The 22100-nt window shown below is 63.2% G+C and carries 18 protein-coding genes and 1 other RNA gene; 7 read left to right on the top strand and 12 right to left on the bottom strand.

Annotation, left to right across the window (positions count from 1 at the left end; translation table 11 throughout):
* Nucleotides 1-38 precede the first annotated feature (38 nt).
* Nucleotides 39-1001 (top strand): class C sortase, encoded by a 963-nt coding sequence (locus CLAC_RS00850; RefSeq protein ID WP_053411304.1) that lies wholly within the window; start codon nucleotides 39-41, stop codon nucleotides 999-1001.
* A 61-nt stretch (nucleotides 1002-1062) separates the two neighbouring features.
* On the opposite strand, the gene CLAC_RS00845 is transcribed toward CLAC_RS00850, so the two are convergent.
* Complete coding sequence (locus CLAC_RS00845; RefSeq protein WP_053411303.1) at nucleotides 1063-1320, bottom strand: PLD nuclease N-terminal domain-containing protein; 258 nt, start codon at nucleotides 1318-1320, stop codon at nucleotides 1063-1065.
* A 346-nt stretch (nucleotides 1321-1666) separates the two neighbouring features.
* Between CLAC_RS00845 and leuA the strand changes: the two genes are divergently transcribed.
* On the top strand, nucleotides 1667-3484 hold the full coding sequence (leuA, locus tag CLAC_RS00840; RefSeq protein ID WP_053411302.1) for a 2-isopropylmalate synthase: 1818 nt from the start codon (nucleotides 1667-1669) through the stop codon (nucleotides 3482-3484).
* Nucleotides 3485-3657: 173 nt separating this feature from the next.
* Here the strand turns inward: leuA and CLAC_RS00835 are convergent, their stop codons facing one another.
* Nucleotides 3658-4647, bottom strand: coding sequence for an endonuclease domain-containing protein (locus CLAC_RS00835; protein ID WP_245621915.1), 990 nt, complete (start codon nucleotides 4645-4647; stop codon nucleotides 3658-3660).
* Between the two features lie 409 nt (nucleotides 4648-5056).
* On the opposite strand from CLAC_RS00835, the gene CLAC_RS00830 reads away from it, so the two are divergent.
* The 5 genes from CLAC_RS00830 (at nucleotide 5057) to CLAC_RS00810 (ending at nucleotide 10858) form a co-directional block, all read left to right on the top strand.
* Nucleotides 5057-6325, top strand: coding sequence for an exonuclease domain-containing protein (locus tag CLAC_RS00830; RefSeq protein ID WP_053411300.1), 1269 nt, complete (start codon nucleotides 5057-5059; stop codon nucleotides 6323-6325).
* 48 nt (nucleotides 6326-6373) lie between these two features.
* Nucleotides 6374-7708, top strand: a complete 1335-nt coding sequence (locus tag CLAC_RS00825) for a MurT ligase domain-containing protein (protein WP_053411299.1) — start codon at nucleotides 6374-6376, stop codon at nucleotides 7706-7708.
* Nucleotides 7709-8503 carry a type 1 glutamine amidotransferase gene (locus CLAC_RS00820; RefSeq protein WP_053411298.1) on the top strand — a complete coding sequence of 265 codons (795 nt, stop codon included), beginning with the start codon at nucleotides 7709-7711 and terminating at the stop codon, nucleotides 8501-8503.
* A gap of 11 nt (nucleotides 8504-8514) precedes the next feature.
* A complete protein-coding gene (locus tag CLAC_RS00815; protein WP_053411297.1) occupies nucleotides 8515-10131 on the top strand; it encodes a sensor histidine kinase in 1617 nt (538 codons plus the stop codon).
* 85 nt (nucleotides 10132-10216) lie between these two features.
* The gene (locus tag CLAC_RS00810; RefSeq protein ID WP_053411296.1) at nucleotides 10217-10858 is read left to right on the top strand and encodes a response regulator; all 642 of its coding nucleotides are present in this window, start codon (nucleotides 10217-10219) and stop codon (nucleotides 10856-10858) included.
* A gap of 74 nt (nucleotides 10859-10932) precedes the next feature.
* Here the strand turns inward: CLAC_RS00810 and recR are convergent, their stop codons facing one another.
* The 10 genes from recR to CLAC_RS00765 all read right to left on the bottom strand — a co-directional run bounded on the left by recR (nucleotide 10933) and on the right by CLAC_RS00765 (nucleotide 22094).
* Nucleotides 10933-11631, bottom strand: coding sequence for a recombination mediator RecR (gene recR / locus CLAC_RS00805; RefSeq protein WP_053411295.1), 699 nt, complete (start codon nucleotides 11629-11631; stop codon nucleotides 10933-10935).
* A gap of 21 nt (nucleotides 11632-11652) precedes the next feature.
* Nucleotides 11653-11976: a YbaB/EbfC family nucleoid-associated protein gene (locus CLAC_RS00800; protein WP_053411294.1), complete on the bottom strand. Its 324-nt coding sequence runs from the start codon at nucleotides 11974-11976 to the stop codon at nucleotides 11653-11655.
* A 132-nt stretch (nucleotides 11977-12108) separates the two neighbouring features.
* A complete protein-coding gene (locus CLAC_RS00795; RefSeq protein WP_053411293.1) occupies nucleotides 12109-14859 on the bottom strand; it encodes a DNA polymerase III subunit gamma and tau in 2751 nt (916 codons plus the stop codon).
* A gap of 39 nt (nucleotides 14860-14898) precedes the next feature.
* A complete protein-coding gene (locus tag CLAC_RS00790; RefSeq protein WP_053411292.1) occupies nucleotides 14899-15603 on the bottom strand; it encodes a suppressor of fused domain protein in 705 nt (234 codons plus the stop codon).
* A gap of 7 nt (nucleotides 15604-15610) precedes the next feature.
* Complete coding sequence (locus tag CLAC_RS00785) at nucleotides 15611-16882, bottom strand: aspartate aminotransferase type Ic (RefSeq protein WP_053411291.1); 1272 nt, start codon at nucleotides 16880-16882, stop codon at nucleotides 15611-15613.
* A 278-nt stretch (nucleotides 16883-17160) separates the two neighbouring features.
* Entirely contained in the window at nucleotides 17161-18705 is a 1545-nt protein-coding gene (locus CLAC_RS00780) for a SulP family inorganic anion transporter (protein ID WP_053411290.1), read from the bottom strand.
* Between the two features lie 121 nt (nucleotides 18706-18826).
* Nucleotides 18827-18921: signal recognition particle sRNA small type (gene ffs, locus CLAC_RS12175), an RNA gene on the bottom strand.
* A gap of 44 nt (nucleotides 18922-18965) precedes the next feature.
* Nucleotides 18966-19616 carry a response regulator gene (locus tag CLAC_RS00775; RefSeq protein ID WP_053411289.1) on the bottom strand — a complete coding sequence of 217 codons (651 nt, stop codon included), beginning with the start codon at nucleotides 19614-19616 and terminating at the stop codon, nucleotides 18966-18968.
* Between the two features lie 33 nt (nucleotides 19617-19649).
* On the bottom strand, nucleotides 19650-20843 hold the full coding sequence (locus tag CLAC_RS00770; RefSeq protein ID WP_053411288.1) for a histidine kinase: 1194 nt from the start codon (nucleotides 20841-20843) through the stop codon (nucleotides 19650-19652).
* A 99-nt stretch (nucleotides 20844-20942) separates the two neighbouring features.
* Nucleotides 20943-22094, bottom strand: coding sequence for an ABC transporter ATP-binding protein (locus CLAC_RS00765; RefSeq protein ID WP_053411287.1), 1152 nt, complete (start codon nucleotides 22092-22094; stop codon nucleotides 20943-20945).
* Nucleotides 22095-22100 lie beyond the last annotated feature (6 nt).

Genomic DNA, 22100 nt, shown 5'->3' with positions numbered 1-22100 from the left:
AGTCACCTCGGAAATCCCCGTAAAAAAGGCAGGAACACATGGGTCGCCACAGCAACCGCACCGCCGCCGTAAAAAAGAAGGACGTTAAAGAGCAAGGAACGTCGGCAAGCGGAAAGAAACTCAACACCAACGCCATCATTGCGCTGGTGCTTATCCTCGTAGGGCTAGGCGTGCTGCTCTACCCCGTCGTGGCGACACAATGGAACAACGTCATGCAAGCGCGCGCGGCCGACGAGTACTCCAAATTGGAACAGTCCGTCCCACCCGAAGTGCTGCACACCGCGTGGGACCAGGCACACCAATATAACGCCGAACTGGGTGACATCACCGCCGGCGACGCATGGACCACCGACGACGATGAAAACTCCCCTGGTTACCAGCGCTACCGGAAATACCTGTCGGTACTGAGCGAAACCGACGCCATGGGGCGCATCATCATCCCCTCAATTAACTCCGACCTGCCGATTTACCACGGCACCTCCGAAAAGTCGCTCACTCGTGGTGCAGGCCACCTCTACGGGACCGACCTACCAGTTGGCGGCATCGGAGACGGCGAGGGACGACACTCCGCGCTGTCCGCGCACACCGGACTACAAAACGCCACCCTGTGGGACAACCTGGTCAAGGTCAAAAAAGGCGATGCCTTCTATATTGCCGCTGCCGGACAGAAATTGAAGTACGAGGTACACGACGTCAGCGTCGTCGACCCCTCCGGCACCTCGCGGCTGCGCCGCGAACCCGGACAAGACCTGATTACCCTAATTACCTGCACCCCATACGGCATTAATACGCACCGACTGCTGGTCACAGGCCATCAAGTGCCGATGGACCCATCCGACGAGAGCGTCTTCGAATCCGGCGGCCTGCAGTGGCAGTGGTGGATGTGGGCCATCGTTGCCGCCGCAGCTGTGATCGTGCTGCTGCTCATACTGTGGCTGCGCAAAGTCTTCCGTGCCGGGAAGGCGGACTCGGAATCGGACTCCGACGAGGCGGAGGCGTAGCGGGGCCGGTAGACGGGGGTCCCGGGCTGGATAGTGTTCCAGGCGGCAAAAGTGCCCGGGGTTACATCGATGAGTTCTTGCCCACGGCGAACCACAGAATCGGCCCGAGCAGCGGGAAAGCGAAACACGCCAACGCCCACAGCGCCTTGCCGCCGCTGCCGTAATTCTCGCTGCGCACAACGCTGAACAAGGCCGCAACAAAAAGGACAATCTGGGCGATGACAAGTAGGGCAATTGCCACGAGCCCGAAGCCGCCAATAAGAGTAGTAAAGCCGCTGGTATCCGCCGAAGCGGCGACTAAGGCGTCTGCGCCAATCATTTTCCATCACTCCTTGAAACTCCTAACAATCATGAACGGTTGACAGTCACGTCGCACGGTGCGTTAAAGCAACCGAACTTCCATGCGATTCAGGCTACGACTACTCGCGAAACCTGCAACCCCTGACCGCGGCAACGAATTGTCGTCGGCAAGCGAAAGGGCAAGCGAAGGGCGACTAAACACCCCCAAATTATGAAAAAAGCGCCATCGTGAGGGTAAGGTACATCACATGCAACGCGGACTACTCCTTCTTTGCCGCGGCGGGGCTTGGATTTAAGGCCGGCTCCCCGTCGCGGGGATTTGGCGTGCCGGCCTTGACACTCACCTAAAGAAAGAAAGGCCCCACATGGCACCCTCGGACGCATTCATCTCCGCACCCTCCGTCATCTCCACTCCCAACGGCGAAATCCCCGCAGACCAGCCACACTGGAACAAGCAGCGCAACTCCCAGATGGCATTCGGCCGCTACGAGCCTTACGACGTCGAGGTCCAAGACTTCCAACTGCCCGACCGCACCTGGCCGAACAAGCGCATCACCAAAGCCCCGCAGTGGTGCGCCGTCGACCTGCGCGACGGCAACCAGGCCCTGATCGACCCGATGAGCCCCGAGCGCAAGCGCCGCATGTTCGAACTGCTGGTGCAGATGGGCTACAAGGAGATTGAGGTCGGATTCCCCTCCGCGTCCCAGACGGATTACAACTTCGTCCGCGAGATTATCGAGAAAAACATGATTCCGGACGACGTCACCATCCAGGTCCTGGTCCAGGCGCGCGAGCACCTGATCCGCCGCACCTTCGAGGCCTGCGCCGGCGCGAAAAACGTCATCGTTCACTTCTACAACTCCACCTCGATTCTGCAGCGTGACGTGGTATTCCGGAAGGACAAGGACGCAATCAAGAAGATTGCCACGGACGCGGCGGAACTGATCAAGTCCATTGCCGTGGACTACCCCGACACCAACTGGCGCTGGGAGTACTCCCCAGAGTCCTACACCGGCACCGAGGTCGAGTACGCCAAGGAAGTTGTCGACGCCGTCGTTGATGTCATGGACCCGACCCCGGAGAACCCGATCATCATCAACCTGCCCTCCACGGTCGAGATGATCACCCCGAACGTCTACGCCGACTCGATTGAGTGGATGGACCGGAACTTGAACCGTCGCGATTCCATCATCCTGTCCCTGCACCCGCACAATGACCGCGGCACCGGCATCGCCACCGCCGAGCTAGGCTACATGGCCGGCGCCGACCGCATCGAGGGCTGCCTGTTCGGCAACGGCGAGCGCACCGGCAATGTCTGCCTGGTCACCCTCGGCCTGAACATGCTGACCCAGGGCGTCGACCCACAGATCGACTTCTCCGACATCGACCTGATTCGCCGCACCGTCGAGTACTGCAACCAGCTGCGCGTCCCGGAGCGCCACCCCTACGGCGGCGACCTGGTCTTCACCGCCTTCTCCGGTTCCCACCAGGACGCCGTGAACAAGGGCCTGGACGCCATGGCCTCGAAGGTGCGCCCGGGCGCCTCCGTCAAGGAGCTTTCCGACGACCAGTTGCGCGGCGTTACCTGGGAAGTTCCGTACCTGCCCATCGACCCGAAGGACGTCGGTCGATCCTACGAGGCGGTCATCCGCGTTAACTCGCAGTCCGGTAAGGGCGGCGTGGCGTACATCATGAAGACCGACCACGGCATGAACCTGCCGCGGTCCATGCAGGTCGACTTCTCCTCGGTCGTCCAGGCCGTTACCGACGCCGAGGGCGGCGAGGTCAACTCCAAGGCGATCTGGGACATCTTCGCAGGCGAATACCTGGATCGCGAGGCGCCGCTGGAGCAGATCGCCCTGACCGTCGACGCTGCGCAGAACGAGTCTGATGCGACCAAGATTAAGGCGCACATCATCTACCAGGGCAAGGAGCAGACCGTCGAAGGCATCGGTAACGGCCCGCTGGCCGCCTACGCCGACGCCCTGGAGAAGCTGGGCGTTGTCGTGAATGTACAGGAGTACGTCCAGCACGCCCGCACTGCCGGCGACGATGCCGAGGCCGCCGCGTACGTCCTCGCCGAGGTCAACGGTGCGAAGGTATGGGGCTGCGGCATTGCCGGTTCGATTACCTACGCTTCGCTGAAGGCCGTGACCAGCGCAGTCAACCGCGCGCTGGTCTAGGTCGCGGCTCGCCCCTTTCGTTTTTGCCAGCTTTTTGTAGGAAGTAACCGGATTTTTCGCCTTACTTCCTACAAAAAGCTGGCAAATTCTGTTTTTGGGGCGGCGCCACTGCACCGCCCCGGTCCCGCCCCGCCGCCCACGCCACCTTCCCCTCCCACGCCGCCTCCCCGCCCTCACCCGATCTGCGGCCCCGCATTCTTAACAATTCCCCGCACTCGGACCGCCGAATTACCCAGGATGCGGAGGCGGGCGGTAACGGTGGAAGTGAGCGTCGGCAAGCAGGAGATGGGGAAACCATCCACATCGTCCCAGCTGACGCGAATGACGTCATAGCCGACCTCGCGGAGCGCGCGCTCGCGATAGATTTCGTCGGTGATGATCTGCGATTGCTCGGCGTTGGTGGGTGCGACGCGGCTGCGGCTGTACTTCAGGCGGCCGTCGAATTCGACGATGAGCTGCGCGGACGGGATGAGGAAGTCGACGCGCGCGATGAATGTGGGCGGCTCGGTGTCAGTCCCGGGGGCGAAGATTTCGGCCTGCTCGTGGAATTGCAAGCCGGCGTCGAGGAGCGCGACCTTTGTCAGTACCTCGCCGGGAGTTTCGCAGCGGCCGTGGCAAACCTCGAGCGCGCGGCGGAATAGGCGAAGGCCGTGCTGACGCGGGTACCTCGCGGCGGTGCGAGCGAGCTCCTCCCGGGTGGCGCCGTGCCTCAAGGCTCCCTCGACTGCTATGTAGGCGGCGCGCAGGGCGTCTAACCTCCACGATTGCAGTCTTTCGCGGTCGCGCCTGGTATGCGCGGGCTTGCGCGAACGCATCTTGCATTCGTCGAGCACCGCTTTAGCCAGGCGAGCAACGCGCCTACCTGCGATAATAGTGACGTCCTCGGGGTCGATCTCACAGCGCAGGCGCCGAAACATCCGCTGCCCCGCGAAGTTCTGACCACCACCGGCGACACCCACGCACGCACCCCGAAGCAGCACCCAGGCCCCGTGCAGCGCCAGCGCCCCCGCACCCGTAATCACGCCTGCCGACGCCTCGTCGACCATCCCGAGCACCTTCGTGACCAGGCGATTTCCCCACCGCAGACCTTCCCACCGCTGCTCGCTGACATAACGCCCATGCCCGACTTTGAGTAATTTTCCCGCCCTGTACGCCTTGCGCATTCGGTGGCGCCCGCCGGCGTCTGGCTGGCGCGCGCCGGAGATCAATCCGTATTCGTCTTCCGCGAGCGGCCGCTGGTTTCGATTCGGCCTGCCGCGCCGTGATTTTCTTTTTGGTGCGGGAATGTCCACTGGGATACCTCGCTGTGTGGTTCGGGTAATTGTGGCGTCACTGTTACAGGCGCGGAAAGTCGCTGTTTGGTTCCCGCTTCTTCTCGCATGCTCCCCCTCCCCGCACCCTCCCCGCGTTTTTGCCAGCTTTTTGTAGGAAGTAACCGGATTTTTCACCTTACTTCCTACAAAAAGCTGGCAAAAAATGAATGGGGAAATGGGCGGAGGTCCGTGGAGCTAGGTGTACGCCCAAGTGGCACCAATTCGGCCGCACCTTTCCCCACCCGCTAACCTTTAAGGCATGACTGACTCGGCGCACGAAGAGCGCAATTCCCCCCGCCCCGCCAAGGGCCGCAACCGCAGGCGCAGGGGTCGCCGCCGTGCACACCGCTTGCCGACGTCAACACCTCCCCACGCCCCCGAAACCGCAGTTGGCGGGGCCGCGGGCGCCGCAACCACCGACACCACCGCAACGCCCGCAACTACCGACGCAACAAAGGCTGCTGCCCAGCACAAGCAGTTCTCATCTGCGGAAGAAGCCCCCTACGCCATCGTCGCGATTCAGGCGACGGGCATCCACCCGAAGTCCGCGCGCATGGTCAGCCTCGGCGTTTCGACCGCCGACCGCGCGGGCAACATCGTCGACACGTGGCACGTCGTCATCGACCCCACCGAGGACCCGGGCCCGACGCACCTCCATGGTCTCCAGCCGAGCGACTTCGACGGCGCACCGCGATTCGGCGTCATCCAGTCGAAGTTGGCGCACGCCCTCGACGGCAGAACCCTGATCGCTCATAATGCGCCGATGGTCTGGGGTTTTATCGTGGCTGAGGCCAAGAGGGCACGTCGGCAAGCCAACCGAGAGCGGGGTTCCCGCAGCAAGCGCGGGCGCGGACGGCGGACCAGGTCGCGCGCGGGCCGCATCCCGGCGCCGACGACTATCGTGGATACGCTCGCGACGGCGCGGCGCCAGGGCGTCGCACTCGAGGACACTCGCCTGCGCGGGGTGGCGCGCGCGTACGGGCTGGAGGTGCCTTCGCCGGTCGCGTCGGCTGCGGGCATCGAGGTCCCGGAGCGCGTCCGCACGCTCGAGGATGTCACCACCACGCTGCAGCTTTTCCTCGCGCAGGGCGGGCTTTCCGACGCCCCCACCAGCGCCGACGCTCCCCCAGCACGGCCGATTGCGTCCATGGCGACGGACGATCTCCGGGAGGACCGGGTCGGCCTGCAGCGTTCCTCCGTGCGTGTCGATGCCATGGAGGCGCCGCGTCCGGTGGAGAATCCGGGGCGCTACGCTCCGGGTGGGAAGTTGTCGCCGGGGATGGAATTCGTTGTCGCCCCGGAGGTCACAATGGACCCGGACCGCCTGATCGCCGCCGGTGTCCGCGCTGGTCTGGCGTATTCGGAGAAGGTCACTCGCGAGTCTTCGCTATTAGTGTGCAACCGGCCTGCGAATGTCACTCCTGCGGAGCTGACGGGCAAGGCGATGCACGCGCATCGCAAGGAGATTCCGCTGGTGTCCGACGAGGCCTTCCTGCGCTTGGTCACCGAGCTGGAAGAGTCCAAGTAGCCGCGCCGCTTATTTCTCCGCGCCCCATTGGCAGTAAGCTATTTAGCCATGGACCAAGGCACTTCACGCACACCCGGCGGGCTGATCGCCCGCCTGCGAGCAACCCTGGCAACAACCGCCGCAAAGGGAGCGACCTGGGCATCCCGGGCGTCGGGACGCGGAGCCGGCGGCATGATTGGTGGGCTCATCGCGCAGAAGATTGACCCGCGCATCATGGCGTCGCTGGGCAAGGGGCGCCCCGCCGCAATCATTACCGGCACCAACGGAAAGTCCACCACGACCCGCATGTTCGCCGCAGCGATGCGTGCTGCGGGGCACACGGTCGCGACGAATGAGGGCGGCGACAACATGGACGCGGGCGTCATCTCGGCGCTGCTGGCTACCCCAAACGCGGACAGCCTGGTGCTGGAAGTCGATGAGCTGCACGTCGCGCACATCGCGGCGGACCTGAAGCCGAAGGTCATCGTGCTGCTGAACCTGTCGCGCGACCAGCTGGACCGAGTCGGAGAGATCAACAAGATTGAGGGCTCGCTGCGCGCGGCAGTAGACGCGAACCCGCAGGCTACGATCATCGCCAACTGCGACGACCCGCTGATCACCTCCGCGGCGTGGGACGCAAAGAACGTCGTGTGGGTCTCCGCGGGCGGCGGCTGGACCAACGATGCCACCAGCTCCCCACGCACCGGCGGCCCCATCATCCACGATGGCGAGCACTGGTACGCCGTCAAACCGCTTGCCGACGGCTCCCGCTTCGAACGCCCCACCCCCTCCTGGCGTATCTCCGATGAGGGCGTGGCGACCCCGTTCGGCGTCACGCACCCGCTGAACCTGACGCTGCCGGGCAATGCCAACCGCGGCAACGCCACCCTCGCCATCGCCGGCGCCGTGGAAATGGGCGCAGACGCCACCGATGCCCTGGCGGCGACCGAGAAGGTCGATAACGTCGCCGGACGCTACTCCACCGTAGTCGTCCGAGACAGCAGGGGTGCCGAGAAGCACGTGCGCATGCTGCTGGCGAAGAACCCCGCCGGATGGCAGGAGGCCCTGTCCATGGTGGACCGCACCGCGGACGCGGTAGTCATCGCCGTCAATGGGCACGTCGCCGACGGCGAGGACCTGTCCTGGCTCTGGGACGTCCGCTTCGAGGACTTCGACGGCATGGACGTCATTGCCGCAGGCGAGCGCGGCACGGACCTCGCCGTACGCCTGCTCTACGCCAGCATCGACGCCGAGCTGATCGCCAACCCCCTCGATGCCATCAAGGCGACGGCGTCGCGGGGCGCGGAAGACCCGTCGGCAAGCACACGTGTGGAGGTGCTGGCGAACTACACCGCCTTCCGCGACCTCAAGCGGGACATCGAGCGAGTACAGGAGGACAAGTAAATGAGTGACCTTTCGATCGGCCTAATCCTCCCGGACGTGCTGGGCACCTACGGTGACGACGGCAATGCGCTGGTGCTGCGCGAGCGCGCCCGCCGCCGCGGCATCGATGCGGAGATTGTCCTCATCAAGCTTGGCGACGCCGTGCCCGAAGGCCTTGATATTTACACCGTCGGCGGTGGCGAAGACGTAGCGCAGACAATCGCGGTGGAGCACCTGATCGCGGACGGCGGCATCGCCCGCGCCGCGGCGGCCGGAAAGCAAATTCTTGCCATCTGCGCCGGATTCCAGATCTTCGGCACCACCTTCCGCGCCGGCGGCAAGGAAGTCGCGGGCCTGGGCCTGGTGGACTGCGCGACCGATTCCCTGCCGGTGCGTGCGATTGGTGAGATTTGCACGCGACCGACCTCGGACCTTTTGAGCCAACCGCTGACCGGCTTCGAAAACCACATGGGCCGCACGGTGCTGGGCGCAGACGCGCGCCCACTCGGCCACGTCATCCGCGGCATCGGCAACGAAGGCCCCGAGGTCACCCAGGAGCACTCCGGCATCACTCCGGGAGTGGACCTTGAGCAGCTAGAGGCGACCGGCGGCGCGGAAGGTGCCGTCCAGGGCTCGATTGTGTGCACCTACCTGCACGGCCCCGTCCTGGCACGCAACCCTGAACTGGCGGACCTGCTGCTGGCGCGCGCTACGGGAGCTACTCCCGGAACCTTAGAGCCACTGGAGATCGGGGTGATTGATACGCTGCGCCAGGAGCGAATTCATTCGAAACCGCGGCCGAAGAGCGAACGCTAGGCGCCGGGGCCGTGCTGAGCAGTATTGTCCTCCGCATCACGGACGCGATTATTCACTCGAAGAAGAGGGAACGCAAAAACTCGGACTCCCAGCCACCGGTCGAGCGAGTCATTGAAGCCATCTGGACCCCGCTCATTATCGCCGTGCCCGGCCTTTTGCAGTGGCCGCTGCAAATGTTCGTCCGCACGGCGCCTTTGGAGGCCGTCATTCTGGACGCACTCGGCATGCTGGTCGGTGTTGCCTACATGCTCAGCTTAGCGCCACTGCACCGTCGCGTCCCCATCGTCGATGACGAACGCTTCCGCAGGAAATACCCCATCACCTCTATCTATGCGGCGAAGAAGATCAGCGCCGAAGAGTTCCTTCTCCTCGCAACGTTCATTTCCATCCTCGCCGCTTGCTACTACCTGGACTATCCCTGGCCGTTGGGGACCAACTGGACAATCCTGACCTACTGCGCCATTTTCGCCGCGCTCTTTGACCGAGGGGCCGGCGAGCCCGGGGCGTTCGCCAGCTCTATGCTGTTAACACTCACTATTGTGGCGACGCTCGTACCTTCGTTTTTCTTCGTCGCTAAAGCAAGTTCAGTTCTGTACCACCCGGCACCCATTGCCGTATATATCTTCGTCTCCACCGGTATCGGTGTCATGGTCCAATCCCAACGCTCCCGTATGAAGGACCAAATCCGTCGCAGTCAGACCGAGGCGCGTTTCGTTGAAAACCGCGTCCGCCAGGAAATTTCGCATGAGCTTCACGACGTCGTCGCCCACGAAGTTGCTGGAATTGTGGTGCTCAGCCAGGCTACGAAGATGGTGCATGCAAGCGGTACGGCCTCGCCGGAATATATTGACGATGCCCTTGCCAAGATTGAGATGGCGTCCACGCGCGCGTTGGCGTCGATACGCGCGACCGTGGAGGACCTGCGCAAGTCGGATACCCGCCGCGAGGTCAAGCTCACGACTTCTTTCCCGGAGATCGTCGAGATTATCGACAAGTTCAAGGAAAACCGGCAGGTGGGGCGGGTTAACTCCGTCGACGACGTTGTCGGTGTCGGCGATGTTGCGACGGACGCGGGTGTTGGTGCGGCGTGCTCGGACGGCTCGGGGGGCGCGGGCCCCGTGATTGTCGACATCGATGAGAAGACGCGCGAGTACCTAAGCCCCAGCCGAGGCCTATTCTCCGAGGATATGGGCAACACGCTCTACCGCGTCATGTCGGAGTCACTAACGAATATCTACCGGCACTCGCCGAACTCGAACGTGTTCATCAGCGTGCGCGTCGGCCTACTCCCGAAAAAGATGACCGAGGTGTTTGAGGAAAAGCCCATCGACACATCCAGCGTCATGGGCTTCAGCAGGGACACGTTCCTGGCGGCTCACCCCGAAATCAGCCAGAATGTTTCCTACCCCCGCGTGGAATTGTTCGTATTCGATACCGGGTCGAACGATTCCGTCGACGAACCGAAATCCATCGGCGGCGGAAACGGTATTGGAATTGAAAATATCCGCCGCAACGTGCGCGAACTGGGAGGAGTGGTCTACACCGGCGCGTACCGGCCCCTCGCGGTCCGAGATACCGATGCCCGCCCCGGGTGGCTCGTTTTTTCAACAATTCCGTTGAAGAAGTAAAGTTTTCGACCGAGTCCGCTAGCGTCTATATTGATTTCATTACTGCACTGCGAGATTCGCGGTGCCTAAGAAGGGAAATGCACGCATGCCAATCCGCATCATCATCGCCGATGACCAGGAACTGGTCCGTACCGGCTTTGAGATGATTCTCAACTCGCAGCCGGACATGGAGGTCGTCGGCACTGCACGAGACGGCATGGAGGCCCTTCACCTCATCAACGAGGAAAAGCCCGACGTGGCACTGTTAGACATCCGTATGCCCACCATCGACGGGCTTGAGGTGTGCCGCCGCGTCGCAGGCTCCACCAACGTCGTCATTGTCACCACGTTCGAGGACGACACCTACGTGGAGAAGGCCCTCGAGTACGGCGCGCGCGGATTCCTGCTCAAGGACTCCGGCACCGCCCTGCTGATCGAGGCCGTGCGCGCCGCCGCGAACAACCAGGCGCTGATTTCCCCGAAGATTACCGACATCCTGCTGAACATGGCGAAGTCCGCCGAGGACCGCACTCCGACCCCGGACCCGGACCTGGACATGCTCTCTGCCCGCGAGATGCAGGTCGCGCAGCTGATTGCCCACGGCCGCACCAACGCCGAGATCGCCGATACGCTCGATATCTCCCTGACAACTGTGAAGTCGCACGTCTCCCGCATCCAGAACCGCCTCGAGCTGCGCAATCGCGTCGAGATCGCCGCGAAGCTCTGGGCTGCGGGCGTGGTCGAGTAAGGCCGTCGGCAACGCGCCGGGGGGGGACGGAGTGGCCTGAGCGCCGGTCGGGGGCCGGCCCCGGCCGCTAATCGCTAGACCTTAAGCCGCCCAGTCAGGGCGCGCGAGAGCGTCAGCTCGTCAACGAATTCCAGGTCGCCGCCGAGAGGCATCCCCGACGCCAGCCGGGTCACCGTGAGATCCGGGAAATCCCGGAGTAGCCGCGCGAGATACGTGGCCGTCGCCTCACCTTCCGTGTTAGGGTCGGTGGCGATAATGACCTCATGAATCTCCGGGCCAGTCGCCTTCGCGGCGAGCGCCTCGTCGAGATCCTCCCCGCTGGCATCTGCCGACAGGGCCGAGTCGGAGTCGGGGGCGTTGTCGACGTCGGCAAGCACACCTGCGATGCGCTGCAGTAGCGTACGGATATTCAGCTCATTCGGGCCGATGCCGCCCAGCGGGTCGAGGGCTCCGCCAAGCACGTGGTAGCGGCCATTGTATTCGCCGGTGCGCTCGATGGCCTGGATATCGCGGGCCTCCTCGACGATGCAGATCAGCCCCTTGTCGCGGCGGGTATCCGCGCAGTACTGGCAGACGTCGGCCTCGGAGATATTGCCGCAGATCCGGCAGAAGCGCACGCCCTCGCGGACACGACCGAGCGCCGACTGCAGCCGACCGATGTCCTCCGGCTCCGCTTTCATCAGGTAGAAGGCGATGCGCTGGGCGCTCTTCGGGCCGATGCCCGGAAGCCGGGAGAACTCGTCGATGAGGTCCTGAAGTGGTCCTTCGAACAATGTTGTGGTTACCTACGCCCTTTAGAAGCCCATGCCGCCGAGGCCGTCGAAGCCCTGTGACAGCGGCCCCATCTTCTGCTCGGCGAGAGCCTGAACCTTGGAGGTGGCGTCCTGGAAAGCGGCGAGGACCAGGTCCTGCAGGCCGTCCACGTCCTCCGGGTCGACAACCTTCGGGTCGATGGCGATATCGGTAACCTCGCCGGAGCCCTGCATGGTCACCTTGACCAGGCCATTGCCGGCCTCGCCCACGAGAGTGGAGGCGACAATCTCCTGCTGCGCAGCCTGGAGCTGCGCCTGCATCTGCTGGGCCTGCTGCAGGATTGCGTTCATATCTGGCTGAGTCATCTTAAAAAGTTCCTAACTAAATTGCTTGAATTTTTCGTTTTTCGTGGCGGCCTTGCTGCCTCCCGGAGTTTTTCCGGGAGTGGGGTCGCGCCGCTTTATTCTAGCGACTGCCGCCACCCGAAGGGCGCGCCGCTACATCGGTTTCGCGCCAAGTTCCTTCTCCAACAGCTCGATCACTACGTCCTTTAGGGTGCGGTGGTCGAAGTTGCCCTCCTGGTTGACGGCCTCGTAGTACTCCGAGGTGTCCTCTTCTTCGTAGGGTTCAGCCGGAGGCGCGTAGCTGTCCTCCGGGGGCGCGAACTCCTCCTCCGGTTCTGGGGGCAGGGGGATGCCGTCGTCGAACTGGGCCGGGGCTTCTGCTTGCCGACGGAATGAACGCGCCCCGTCCTGCCCGTGGCGAGCCTGCTGTGCCTGCTGAGCCTGTTGGTACGGCGACAGCTGCGGAGGCTGCGATGCTGCTTGCGCGGCGGGTTCGTGTTGGTTCGGTTGCTGTACGTGCGGCGCGGAAGGCGCGTGCTCCGCACGGCCGGGCTGTAACTGCGTGCGGTTTGCCGCCTGCTGAGCCCTCTTGGCCTCCTCAATCTTGCGACGGCGCTCCGCAATCGACTGCATCGCCGCCGACATCGGGGACTCCGAAGCAGCTGGGCGCGCAGCTGGCGCAGATGGCGCTGGCGACGCGGGAGTTTCAGGTGCAGGAGCGGGAGCGGGTTGCTGGGCCGAAGAGTCCTCCTCGCGCTCCTGCGCAGGATTCTGGCTACCCGTCCGCGGCGCACGCGGCGCACGCGGTCGGCTGCCCACCACGCAACGCACCTGACCATCCAGCCCCGTCACCTGCTTCACCGCAGCCGACAGCGCCTTCGCATACTCGGCGTCGTTCAGCCGCGTGACCAGCGCCCCCGTGCTGTGCCCAATCACCAGGTCGGAACCATCGATCTCCAGAGGTGTCGCCTGCTCCGCGAGCACCCGAATCGGGAACGCGTGCGCCCCCTCGACGCTCTCAAGAATCTGGGACCACTGCTGCGTGATTTCCTCGACCGTAACCGAGCTTTCGCTTGCCGACGCCCCCTCTACCTCCTGCTCACCCTCAGGCGCCGCGGGAGTCTCCGCGACGGGCTCGGCCTCCGCAGCGGGAGATGCGGGAGGTGCGGGCGGCGTCGGTTCCTCGGCGACGGCCATGGTTCCGGCCGCCCCCTCGCGCTCGCGGGTCTGCTGCTCGCGCTCCTCGGCCATGCGTGCGCGCTCCTGCATTTCCTGCATGCGCGCGACCTCGGCCATACGTTTACGCGCCTCGCGCATGCGCTCGGCCTGGGAGAGCTGGTCATCCGGCTGTGCCGGTTGCTCCGGCTGTGCAGGCGCCGGCGCCGATGTCTGTTCGGACACGACCTCCTCGGGCTGTGGCGTCGGCGTGGTCGGCGCACCCTGTGCACCCTGTTCGAGCGTGGCATCCCGCTCGGGCTGCTGCGGTTGCGTTTGCTGCTGGCCCAGCGGCTCCGGCCGCGCCTCTGGTGCCGCCGGAATTACCGGAGGCGCCGAACCCGCGCCGATCCCGCTGGCCTTCTTCCGCTCAGCATTGCGCTTGCGCCACGCCTCGCGCGCGGACATGCCAGAGCCCGCGGTACTGCCCGAGTCCATCGGCCCGGCACCGCCAACACCTCCACCACTGCCAGAGTCACCCGCGCCAGCGGCCGCATCGGTAGTGGGGGCGGCAGCGGGCAGACCGCGCTCGAGCGACTCCACACGCTGCAGGAGCGCCTCCACTGAATCCTCGGTGGCGGGCAGGAGCATGCGGGCGCAGAGGACCTCCAGAAGCAGGCGTGGCGATGTCACGCCGCGGAAATCGCGGACGCCATCGGATAGCACCTGCGAGAAGCGGGTCAGCGTCGCGGGCGGGATACCACCTGCGTGCCGGAGGACCTCCTCAATCTGGCTCTCCGGAATCTCCACCAAACCCTGCTCAAGGGCATCCGGCACCGCGGAGAGAACTAGCAGGTCACGGACGCGACCGAGGAGATCCAGCGCGAAACGAGCCGGATCCTGACCCGACATAATCACGCGGTTGACCACGCTGAAAATCCCAGCGCGATCGCCCGCGGCCAGCGCAGAGATCGCATCGGAGATAATCACGCTGTCAGTCACACCGAGAATCGCCGCCGAAGTCTCATAGTCGACACCACCCGCACCCGAACCGGCAATTAGCTGGTCCAGAATCGACAGCGAGTCACGCGGCGACCCGCCACCAGCCTGGATGACCAGCGGGTACACGTCCGGATCAACGTGAACGCCCTCGGAGGCCACAATCGACTCCAACAACCCGCGCATATCCGGCGGAGTGAGCAGACGGAACGGGTAGTGGTGCGTGCGTGAGCGAATAGTCGGCAGAACCTTCTCCGGCTCCGTCGTCGCAAAAATGAAGATCAGGTGCTCCGGCGGCTCCTCCACAATCTTCAGCAGCGCATTGAAACCCGAGGCGGTAATCATATGCGCCTCGTCGATAATGAAGATGCGGTAGCGCGACTCCGCCGGCTGGAAAATCGCCTTCTCCCGCAGCTCACGCATATCCTCCACACCGTTGTGCGAGGCCGCGTCCAGCTCAATGACGTCCAAATTGCCCGGTCCGCCCGGCGCGAGCGCACGACACGACGCGCACTTACCGCACGGCGTCGCAGTCGGCCCCTCCACACAGTTCAGGCTGCGCGCCATAATGCGCGCCGACGACGTCTTGCCACAACCACGCGGGCCAGAGAACAAATACGCATGGTTAATCCGGTCCGGGCCCCCCTGGGCATCCCGAGATTCCAAAGCAGCCGAAAGCGGGTCAGTTACGTGCCGCTGCCCCACCACTTCAGCGAACGTCGCTGGACGATACTTCCTATACAGAGCCACGTGCCTAGCCTACCTTCCCGCCCGGATTGGACCCGCACGCTATACGACGGTCTTCCGCTCCCAATCGCGCAAGTCCGCATCCGCATCGGCCAAGCGCTGCATCAGCGCCTGCGGCCCATGCTCCTCGTAGAAAGACAGCTCAGTGTCGGTAATAGGGATCAACTGCGTCATCGTGGTCATCCGGCCCTGCGGTGACTCCGGATCGCCCTCGTGATAATTGATCTTGCCCGGCATCTCCGTGACGTTGGGCACCCCGTCTCTCCACACGTACGGAACCGCGCACAGCACGTGCGCGACGGTGTAACGCTCGGCGCCGTCGACCGGCTGGGACACGGCCTGGCCCGTGGCGATGCGCACCGCATCCGGCAGCACCCGCCCCGGAATCGGAGAGAGCAACTCCGGCTCGTTCTCCACCAGCGCACCGGCCGCAGCCACCAGGTCCGCCACCGGGAAATCCGAGTAGCCGACGTGAAAAAGCTCCACGCGGATGTCCGTCTTCGCGGCACCGACCAGGCCGCAGTAGTTGCGCCCCAGCTCCAGCGTCGCCGCAGCGAGCTCCGGGCGGCGAGCGGAATCAGGGTCGACGGAGCCGTCGAAAAGCGAAAACTCGGCGACTCGAAGCGGCGCGGACTCGTGGTCCTGGCCATGGCGACCGCTCGCGGGAAGCAGCGAAACACGCTCGGTGACCTGCTGATCTCCGGGGAAAAGCCCGGAGACCCAAAACTTCGTCTCCTCGAAATTCATACGGCCCTTAAGCGCTTGCCTTCTCGGCGGCGGCGAGCAGCACGCAAGTGGCGACGCCGTCCATAGCGACCTCGAGCTCCTCCATCGGAGGTAGCGACGGCGCCAGGCGAATGTTGCGATCATTCGGATCCTGCTTCAGCGGGAAAGAGGAACCGGAACCGGTCAGGGCGATGCCTGCCTCCTTCGCCAGCTCCACCACGCGGCGGGCGGTGCCATCGACAACATCCAAGTTGATGAAGTAACCGCCGGTCGGCTTCGACCACTCCGCCACGCCGTAAGCGCTCAGGCGGGAATCGAGGATCTGCAGGACCTTGTCAAACTTCGGGGCCAGCGAGCCGGCGTGACGACGCATCTGCTCACGCACACCCTCGGCATCCCCGAAGAACTTCGCGTGAGCCAGCTGGTTGACCTTGTTCGGGCCAATGCCGCGGATACCAGCGTGCGCCAGGTAGTTGTCCAGGTTCTCCTTGGAGGAAGCGTAGAAAGCAACGCCCGCGCCCGCGAAGGTGATCTTCGAGGTGGAGCCGAACGCCCACACGCGGTTCGGGTTGCCGGCCTCCTCCGCCCAGGCAATAACATTGTGAATCTCCGGGAATTCGTCCGTCAGAGTGTGCACCATGTAGGCGTTATCCCACATCAGGCGGAAGTCCGGCGCGGCGGTCTCCATCTGCACCAGGCGGCGGCACACCTCGGCGCTGTAGGTCACGCCGGTCGGGTTGGAGAACATCGGCACATTCCACATGCCCTTGATCTGCGGATCGGCTGCGACTAGCTTCTCAACGACATCCATATCCGGGCCGTCCTCATTCATCGGCACCTGGATCATCTCGATGCCGAAGTGCTGAGTGATGGCGAAGTGGCGGTCATAGCCCGGGACCGGGCACAGCCACTTCAGCACAGGCTCCTGATTCCACGGGCGCTCCGAATCGACGTTGCCGAACTGCATCGCCCACGAGATCAGGTCGAACTGGATGTTCAGGCTCGACGCATCCTGAGCCAGGACATTTTCCACCGGCAGGTCCATCAGGTCCGCCCAGATAGCGCGAATATCGGTGATGCCCTTGTCGTTGCCGTAGTTGCGCACGTCCTCGCCCGAGGCCGACACGTAATCCGGGGCGGGCAGGCCCAGCAGAGCATTTGCGAAATCAAGCTGCTCCGACGACGGCTTGCCGCGGGTCAGATTCAGCGACAGGTTACGGGACTTCAGCTCCTCGTATGCCTTGGCGAACTCATCCTTGTGAGCCGCCAGCTCGTGTACGTCAAAGGAATCCACGGCCATGGTGTACGTACCCTCCCAGGTGTCGGACGTCGGTAGAACCTTCTAGCGCGGCAAATGGTCTTACCGCGCAGGTCTACTCTTCGCAAACAAGTGTAGGGCATACCCCGGATTGGCAGAACACCGTACCTGCTTCACGACGCCCGCAACGCCCCGAAAAAAATTCCGGGAGAGGGGGAAAGGTAACGGCGCGCGCGGTCGGTGCCGCGGTTTCGGCGGCGGGGGCGGGCGCGTCGGCAAGCATGGCGGACATAGCGGGGACGGCGGTGATAGCGGGCAGGCTAAGCAGCGAGTTTGCCGCTCAGCTTCTCCAGCCGCGCCAAGCTTGCGCCGTCGAGCCCCTCGACGACAACGTCCACGCCCTTAGCGTGGAACTTCTGCGTCACAGAGTCCAGCGCGGCCACCGTCGAGGCATCCCACACCTCGGCCCCAGACAGGTCGATCTCGATGCGGTCGGCGGTGTCCTGGTAGTCGAACTGGTAGTAGAGGTCATTGCTGGACGCGAAGAACAGCTGACCGGTGACACGGTAGGTGCGCACGGAGGAGCCGTCGTCGGCTACGCGAAGCTCCGGCGACTTCTCGATATTCACAAGGTGCGCAACGCGGCGCGCGAACATCAACGACGCGACCACCACGCCCACCACAACTCCGATGGCCAGGTTGTGCGTGATCAGCGTGGCGACAACCGTGACCAGCATGACCAGCGTCTCCGACCACGGCATGAGTTTCAGCGTGCGCGGTGCAATAGAGTGCCAATCGACGGTCACAAACGAGACCACAATCATCACGGCAACCAGGGCCGCCATCGGAATGCGGCCGACGATGTCGTTCAACAGCAGCATCAAAATCAGCAGGAAAATACCGGCGAATGCGGTGGACAGGCGGGTTCGTCCGCGTGACTCCTTCACATTGACGATGGTCTGCCCAATCATGGCGCAGCCGGCTATGCCACCAAAGAAACCGGCGGCGATATTGGCGAGGCCGAGGCCAAAGGTCTCGCGGGTCTTGTCGGAGTGGGTGTCGGTGATGTCGTCGACGAGCTTCGCGGTCATCAGCGACTCCATGATGCCGACAATGGCGATGGCCAGCGAGTACGGTGCGATGAGCTTCAGGGTATCCAGGTTCAGGGGGACATCCGGGATGAGCAGCTCCGGCAGGCTGCGCGGGAGCTCGCCCTGATCAGCGACGTTCGGGACCTCCCAGCCAGAGATAAGCGCGACCGCGGTCACGATGATGGCTGTGACCAGGGGCGCGGGAATGGCCGTCGTAAAGCGAGGGAGGACGACCATAATAGCCAGGCCAATGGCGACGAGCACATAGACCAGCCACGGGACATCAATGAGGTGCTCGAGCTGGGCGGTGAAGATGAGGATGCCCAGGGCGTTGACGAAGCCAATCATTACGCCGCGGGGGATGAATCTCTGTAGTTTGGCGATGCCCAGCCAGGCGAAGACCATTTGCATCAGCGCGCCGAGGACGACCGCCGGGATGAGGTAGTCGAGGCCGTACTCCCGGGAAAGCGGAGCGACGACGAGGGCGACGGATCCCGCGGCGGCGGTGATGAGCGCTGGCCGGCCGCCGGTGAAACTGATGACCACAGCCAGGACCACTGAGGAGAAAAGGCCGACTGCCGGATCCACACCTGCGACAACAGCGAAGGAAATGACCTCGGGGATCAGCGCGAAGGACACCGCCGCGCCGGCAAGGATCTCCGTTTTAAATCGGGAGAAAGAGGAGAAGGCGTACCTGTAGGAATCGATGACGCCGATGGGCGCGGTGTCTGGTTGTGATGTTTGCACTGGTCGCTGCGACTTTTCCTCCGGCATATATTGCGCTCCTCTCCCCCGTGGCTTGCCGTGGTGTGATGCGGCTCGGTGCGGCAGCCCATACAACGAACAAAACCGCAGGCCCGATGGCACCGCGGTGAAGAATATGTTCATTTCATAAAAAAGGGGACCCCACGCACCCGCCAGAGCTCGCTGACCCTTGCTGCATTCCTGCCCTGGGGGAGTTCACGAGATGGACGCCACATGGGATCCGAGATGTCAGCCTACTACAGGCTCCCACCAAAAGTCACACGAGGCAGCTAGTCTTCCACAAAGCGCAGTGCAATCTGCACACGGTTCGTTGCCTCCAGCTTCGTCATAATGCGCGCAACATGGGATTTCACCGTCGGCAACGAAATCAACAGGTGTTCCGCAATCTCTACATTCGTCATCCCTCGAGCAATCAACTCGGCAACTTCCCTCTCCCGCACGCTGAGCAACTCCTGCGCTGCCGTGCCCGCCGCGTGCTGGCCCCGCTTTGCAATTGTGGTCAAACGCTGAAGCACGGCAAAACTCACCAAAGGACGGCCCGTTGCCGCGCCCTTGATGGTTTCCACAAGTTCTTCCAACGAGGAATTCTTCAGTAAGAACCCCGCGGCACCCGCCTCAAGCGCATCGACTATGAATTCGTCCGTATCGAAAGCAGTCAGCATCACCACCGCAGGGCCGTCTTCCTTCGCACACAGTCTCCTCGTCGCATCAATGCCACCAAGAACCGGCATACGGATATCCATCAACACAACGTCCGGGCGCAACTCCTCCACCACAGCGAGGGCTTCCTTGCCATTCGACGCCTCCCCTACTACGTCGATCCCAGGGTCAGCCTCAATGAGCATCCGGATGCCGTTACGCATCAACTCCTCATCGTCGGCAAGCACGACCCGAACAGTTCCGACAGATTCAACATTCATCTGGGCAACTCCAAGTGATTATTCAGCAGTGGCCTACAGGGATGCGGCAGGGAACACTAACTCCACCTCAAAACTGTCCCTCAACTTCCGGGAGTGGAGAACCGCGCCGACCAACTGAGCTCGCTCCTTCAATCCTGCCAGCCCGAAGCCACCACCGGGGCCTGCGTCAGGGGCGTCGGCAAGCGGATTAGACATAGACAGGCGAAACGGCCCCACCTCCGAATCGGCGACCAGCAGGCGGACCGGCTGGCCGGGAGCGTGCTTACGCGCGTTCGTCAGCCCCTCCTGCACCACGCGGAAAACGCAGTGCGCAACAACAGTCGGAAGCTCAGAAACAACGGTGCTAATCCCGGCGAAAGTGTCATCCACTACCTCAACATCCATGCCCGCGCGACGCGCGTCGGCGACAATATCCGGGATAGAAGAGCGCGGATCAACGCGATCATCCATCCGCAGCGCCCGCAGAGTTTGGCGCAAATCCTCCACAGCCTCAGCAGACTGCACCCGGATCAGCTCTGCCTCCTCACGAATTTTCTCCGCCTTTAGATCCGTTCGGTTGGCCAACACTGCCGCATGCACCCCAATAAGGCTAAGCCGATGCGACAGAGAGTCATGCATATCGCGTGCGATACGGGTACGCTCCTCCGCCGCAGCCACCGCCGCAGAGCGCTCTGCGCGGCGCAGGCGCTGCCGCAACAGCTCCTGACGACGCCGACGCTCACCACGATACTGACCAATCAACAGAACTATCACCGCAAACAGCAAGTAAACTACCGCGATGTCCCGCACATCCGACGCCATCACCGGATCTCCCTCGAGCGGGAAAAAGCGCGTACGCACGGTCAACTCAAACGTCAGGCTTACCGCCCCCATGGCAAGTGTCAACAGCGTAAGCCACCACGTGCGCCGCGATGCCAGCGACACCATCACGATTACTGCTGGCACTATGGCGAATTCGGTGGGGCCAATAAAAATAACCACCATCGCGGCGACCACCGACCACCACCGAGTGCCGTGGCCGACATGGTCATCCCGCAAAGCTAGAGGCATCAAGGCTAATGCGACAACTCCCAGCACCACCGAAATGATGAGGTAGAGCCCCAGTCGGAGGTTCTCCGCCTTCGTCAAAGTGTCCGGGTTCGGCATTGCGACGCCCACCGACAGCACCCCAACGACTATCGTCACGATGGTTGTCACCAAAAGCAGCAGGGGCGTCCGTTTGAGCATGCGCCCCATTCTAGAAACTCGCCCGGGGCAACCGGTGTCGGCCAAAAGAATGATTTTTCTATTCTGCGAAGGTCAGAGCGGGTGAGGACATCGCAGCAATCACTTCAAGCCCAGGTTTTCACCGGACTCCGCATCAAAGACGTGTACCTTCGCGGTGTTGATGGTCAACGTTAGCGACTCCCCACGTCGCGCCTTCGACTCGGCGCTGACACGAGCCACAAGCATGCCATTGAAATTCTCAGCAATGCCCGCCTCAGCCGCAGCCGCGTGGCCACTGACATCAGCCTCCAGGAGTGGGAAATGGACAAATTGCTCGGAGCCCATCGACTCCAAAACGTTGACCTTCACCTCGGTCGTCGGGGTTTCGACGGTGGTGTCGGTGGTGTCGGTAAGAGCAGCATCCTCGAAGGCCTCCGGGCGCAAGCCAATAATCACCGCGCGCCCCGGCTGCAATTTCGTCCTCAGCGCCAGGCGCCCCAAAGCGGTGTCGACGCTGGCGCCGTCGTTAGCAACAGTGGCGGGGACAAAGTTCATGGCGGGCGAGCCGATAAAGCCCGCGACGAAGATATTGCGCGGGGCGCCGTAGAGTTCATGCGGCGCGCCGACCTGCTGGATAACGCCCTTTTTCATCACCACAACTCGGTCGCCCAATGTCATCGCCTCAGTCTGGTCGTGCGTGACATAGACGGTGGTCACTCCCAGGCGCTCCTGCAGCTGCGAGATCTCGGTGCGCATCTGCACGCGCAGCTTCGCGTCGAGGTTCGACAGCGGCTCGTCCATCAGGAAGACCTTCGGGCGGCGCACAATCGCACGCCCCATAGCCACACGCTGGCGCTGACCACCCGAAAGATTCGACGGCTTACGATCCAGAAACTCCGTGAGATCCAGAATCTCGGCGGCCTCCGAAACCTTCGCGTCAATCTCCTTCTTAGGCATCTTCGCCAGCTTCAGCGGGAAGGCAATATTGTCGCGCACGCTCATGTGCGGGTACAGCGCGTAGGACTGGAACACCATCGCGATATCGCGATCCTTCGGCGCCACATCATTGACACGCTTACCTCCAATGAGAAGGTCACCATCGGAGATGTCCTCCAACCCGGCGATCATGTTCAGCGTCGTCGACTTACCGCATCCCGACGGGCCGACGAGAATGATGAACTCGCCGTCCTCGATCTTCAGGTTCGCGTCATCCACGCCGACATGACCGTCGGGAAAGCGCTTGTATACGTGCTTCAGTTCAATCTCAGCCATTTGTCT

Source organism: Corynebacterium lactis RW2-5 (assembly GCF_001274895.1).
Lineage (GTDB): Bacteria > Actinomycetota > Actinomycetes > Mycobacteriales > Mycobacteriaceae > Corynebacterium > Corynebacterium lactis.
This window is presented reverse-complemented; position numbering and strand designations above follow the sequence as displayed.

Coding starts and splice junctions, on each gene's coding strand:
- CLAC_RS00850 (WP_053411304.1), top strand. CDS start 39: ATGGGTCGCCACAGCAACCGCACCGCCGCCGTAAAAAAGAAGGACGTT.
- CLAC_RS00845 (WP_053411303.1), bottom strand. CDS start 1,320: ATGATTGGCGCAGACGCCTTAGTCGCCGCTTCGGCGGATACCAGCGGC.
- leuA (WP_053411302.1), top strand. CDS start 1,667: ATGGCACCCTCGGACGCATTCATCTCCGCACCCTCCGTCATCTCCACT.
- CLAC_RS00835 (WP_245621915.1), bottom strand. CDS start 4,647: ATGCGCAAGGCGTACAGGGCGGGAAAATTACTCAAAGTCGGGCATGGG.
- CLAC_RS00830 (WP_053411300.1), top strand. CDS start 5,057: ATGACTGACTCGGCGCACGAAGAGCGCAATTCCCCCCGCCCCGCCAAG.
- CLAC_RS00825 (WP_053411299.1), top strand. CDS start 6,374: ATGGACCAAGGCACTTCACGCACACCCGGCGGGCTGATCGCCCGCCTG.
- CLAC_RS00820 (WP_053411298.1), top strand. CDS start 7,709: ATGAGTGACCTTTCGATCGGCCTAATCCTCCCGGACGTGCTGGGCACC.
- CLAC_RS00810 (WP_053411296.1), top strand. CDS start 10,217: ATGCCAATCCGCATCATCATCGCCGATGACCAGGAACTGGTCCGTACC.
- CLAC_RS00800 (WP_053411294.1), bottom strand. CDS start 11,976: ATGACTCAGCCAGATATGAACGCAATCCTGCAGCAGGCCCAGCAGATG.
- CLAC_RS00790 (WP_053411292.1), bottom strand. CDS start 15,603: ATGAATTTCGAGGAGACGAAGTTTTGGGTCTCCGGGCTTTTCCCCGGA.
- CLAC_RS00785 (WP_053411291.1), bottom strand. CDS start 16,882: ATGGCCGTGGATTCCTTTGACGTACACGAGCTGGCGGCTCACAAGGAT.
- CLAC_RS00780 (WP_053411290.1), bottom strand. CDS start 18,705: ATGCCGGAGGAAAAGTCGCAGCGACCAGTGCAAACATCACAACCAGAC.
- CLAC_RS00775 (WP_053411289.1), bottom strand. CDS start 19,616: ATGAATGTTGAATCTGTCGGAACTGTTCGGGTCGTGCTTGCCGACGAT.
- CLAC_RS00770 (WP_053411288.1), bottom strand. CDS start 20,843: ATGCTCAAACGGACGCCCCTGCTGCTTTTGGTGACAACCATCGTGACG.
- CLAC_RS00765 (WP_053411287.1), bottom strand. CDS start 22,094: ATGGCTGAGATTGAACTGAAGCACGTATACAAGCGCTTTCCCGACGGT.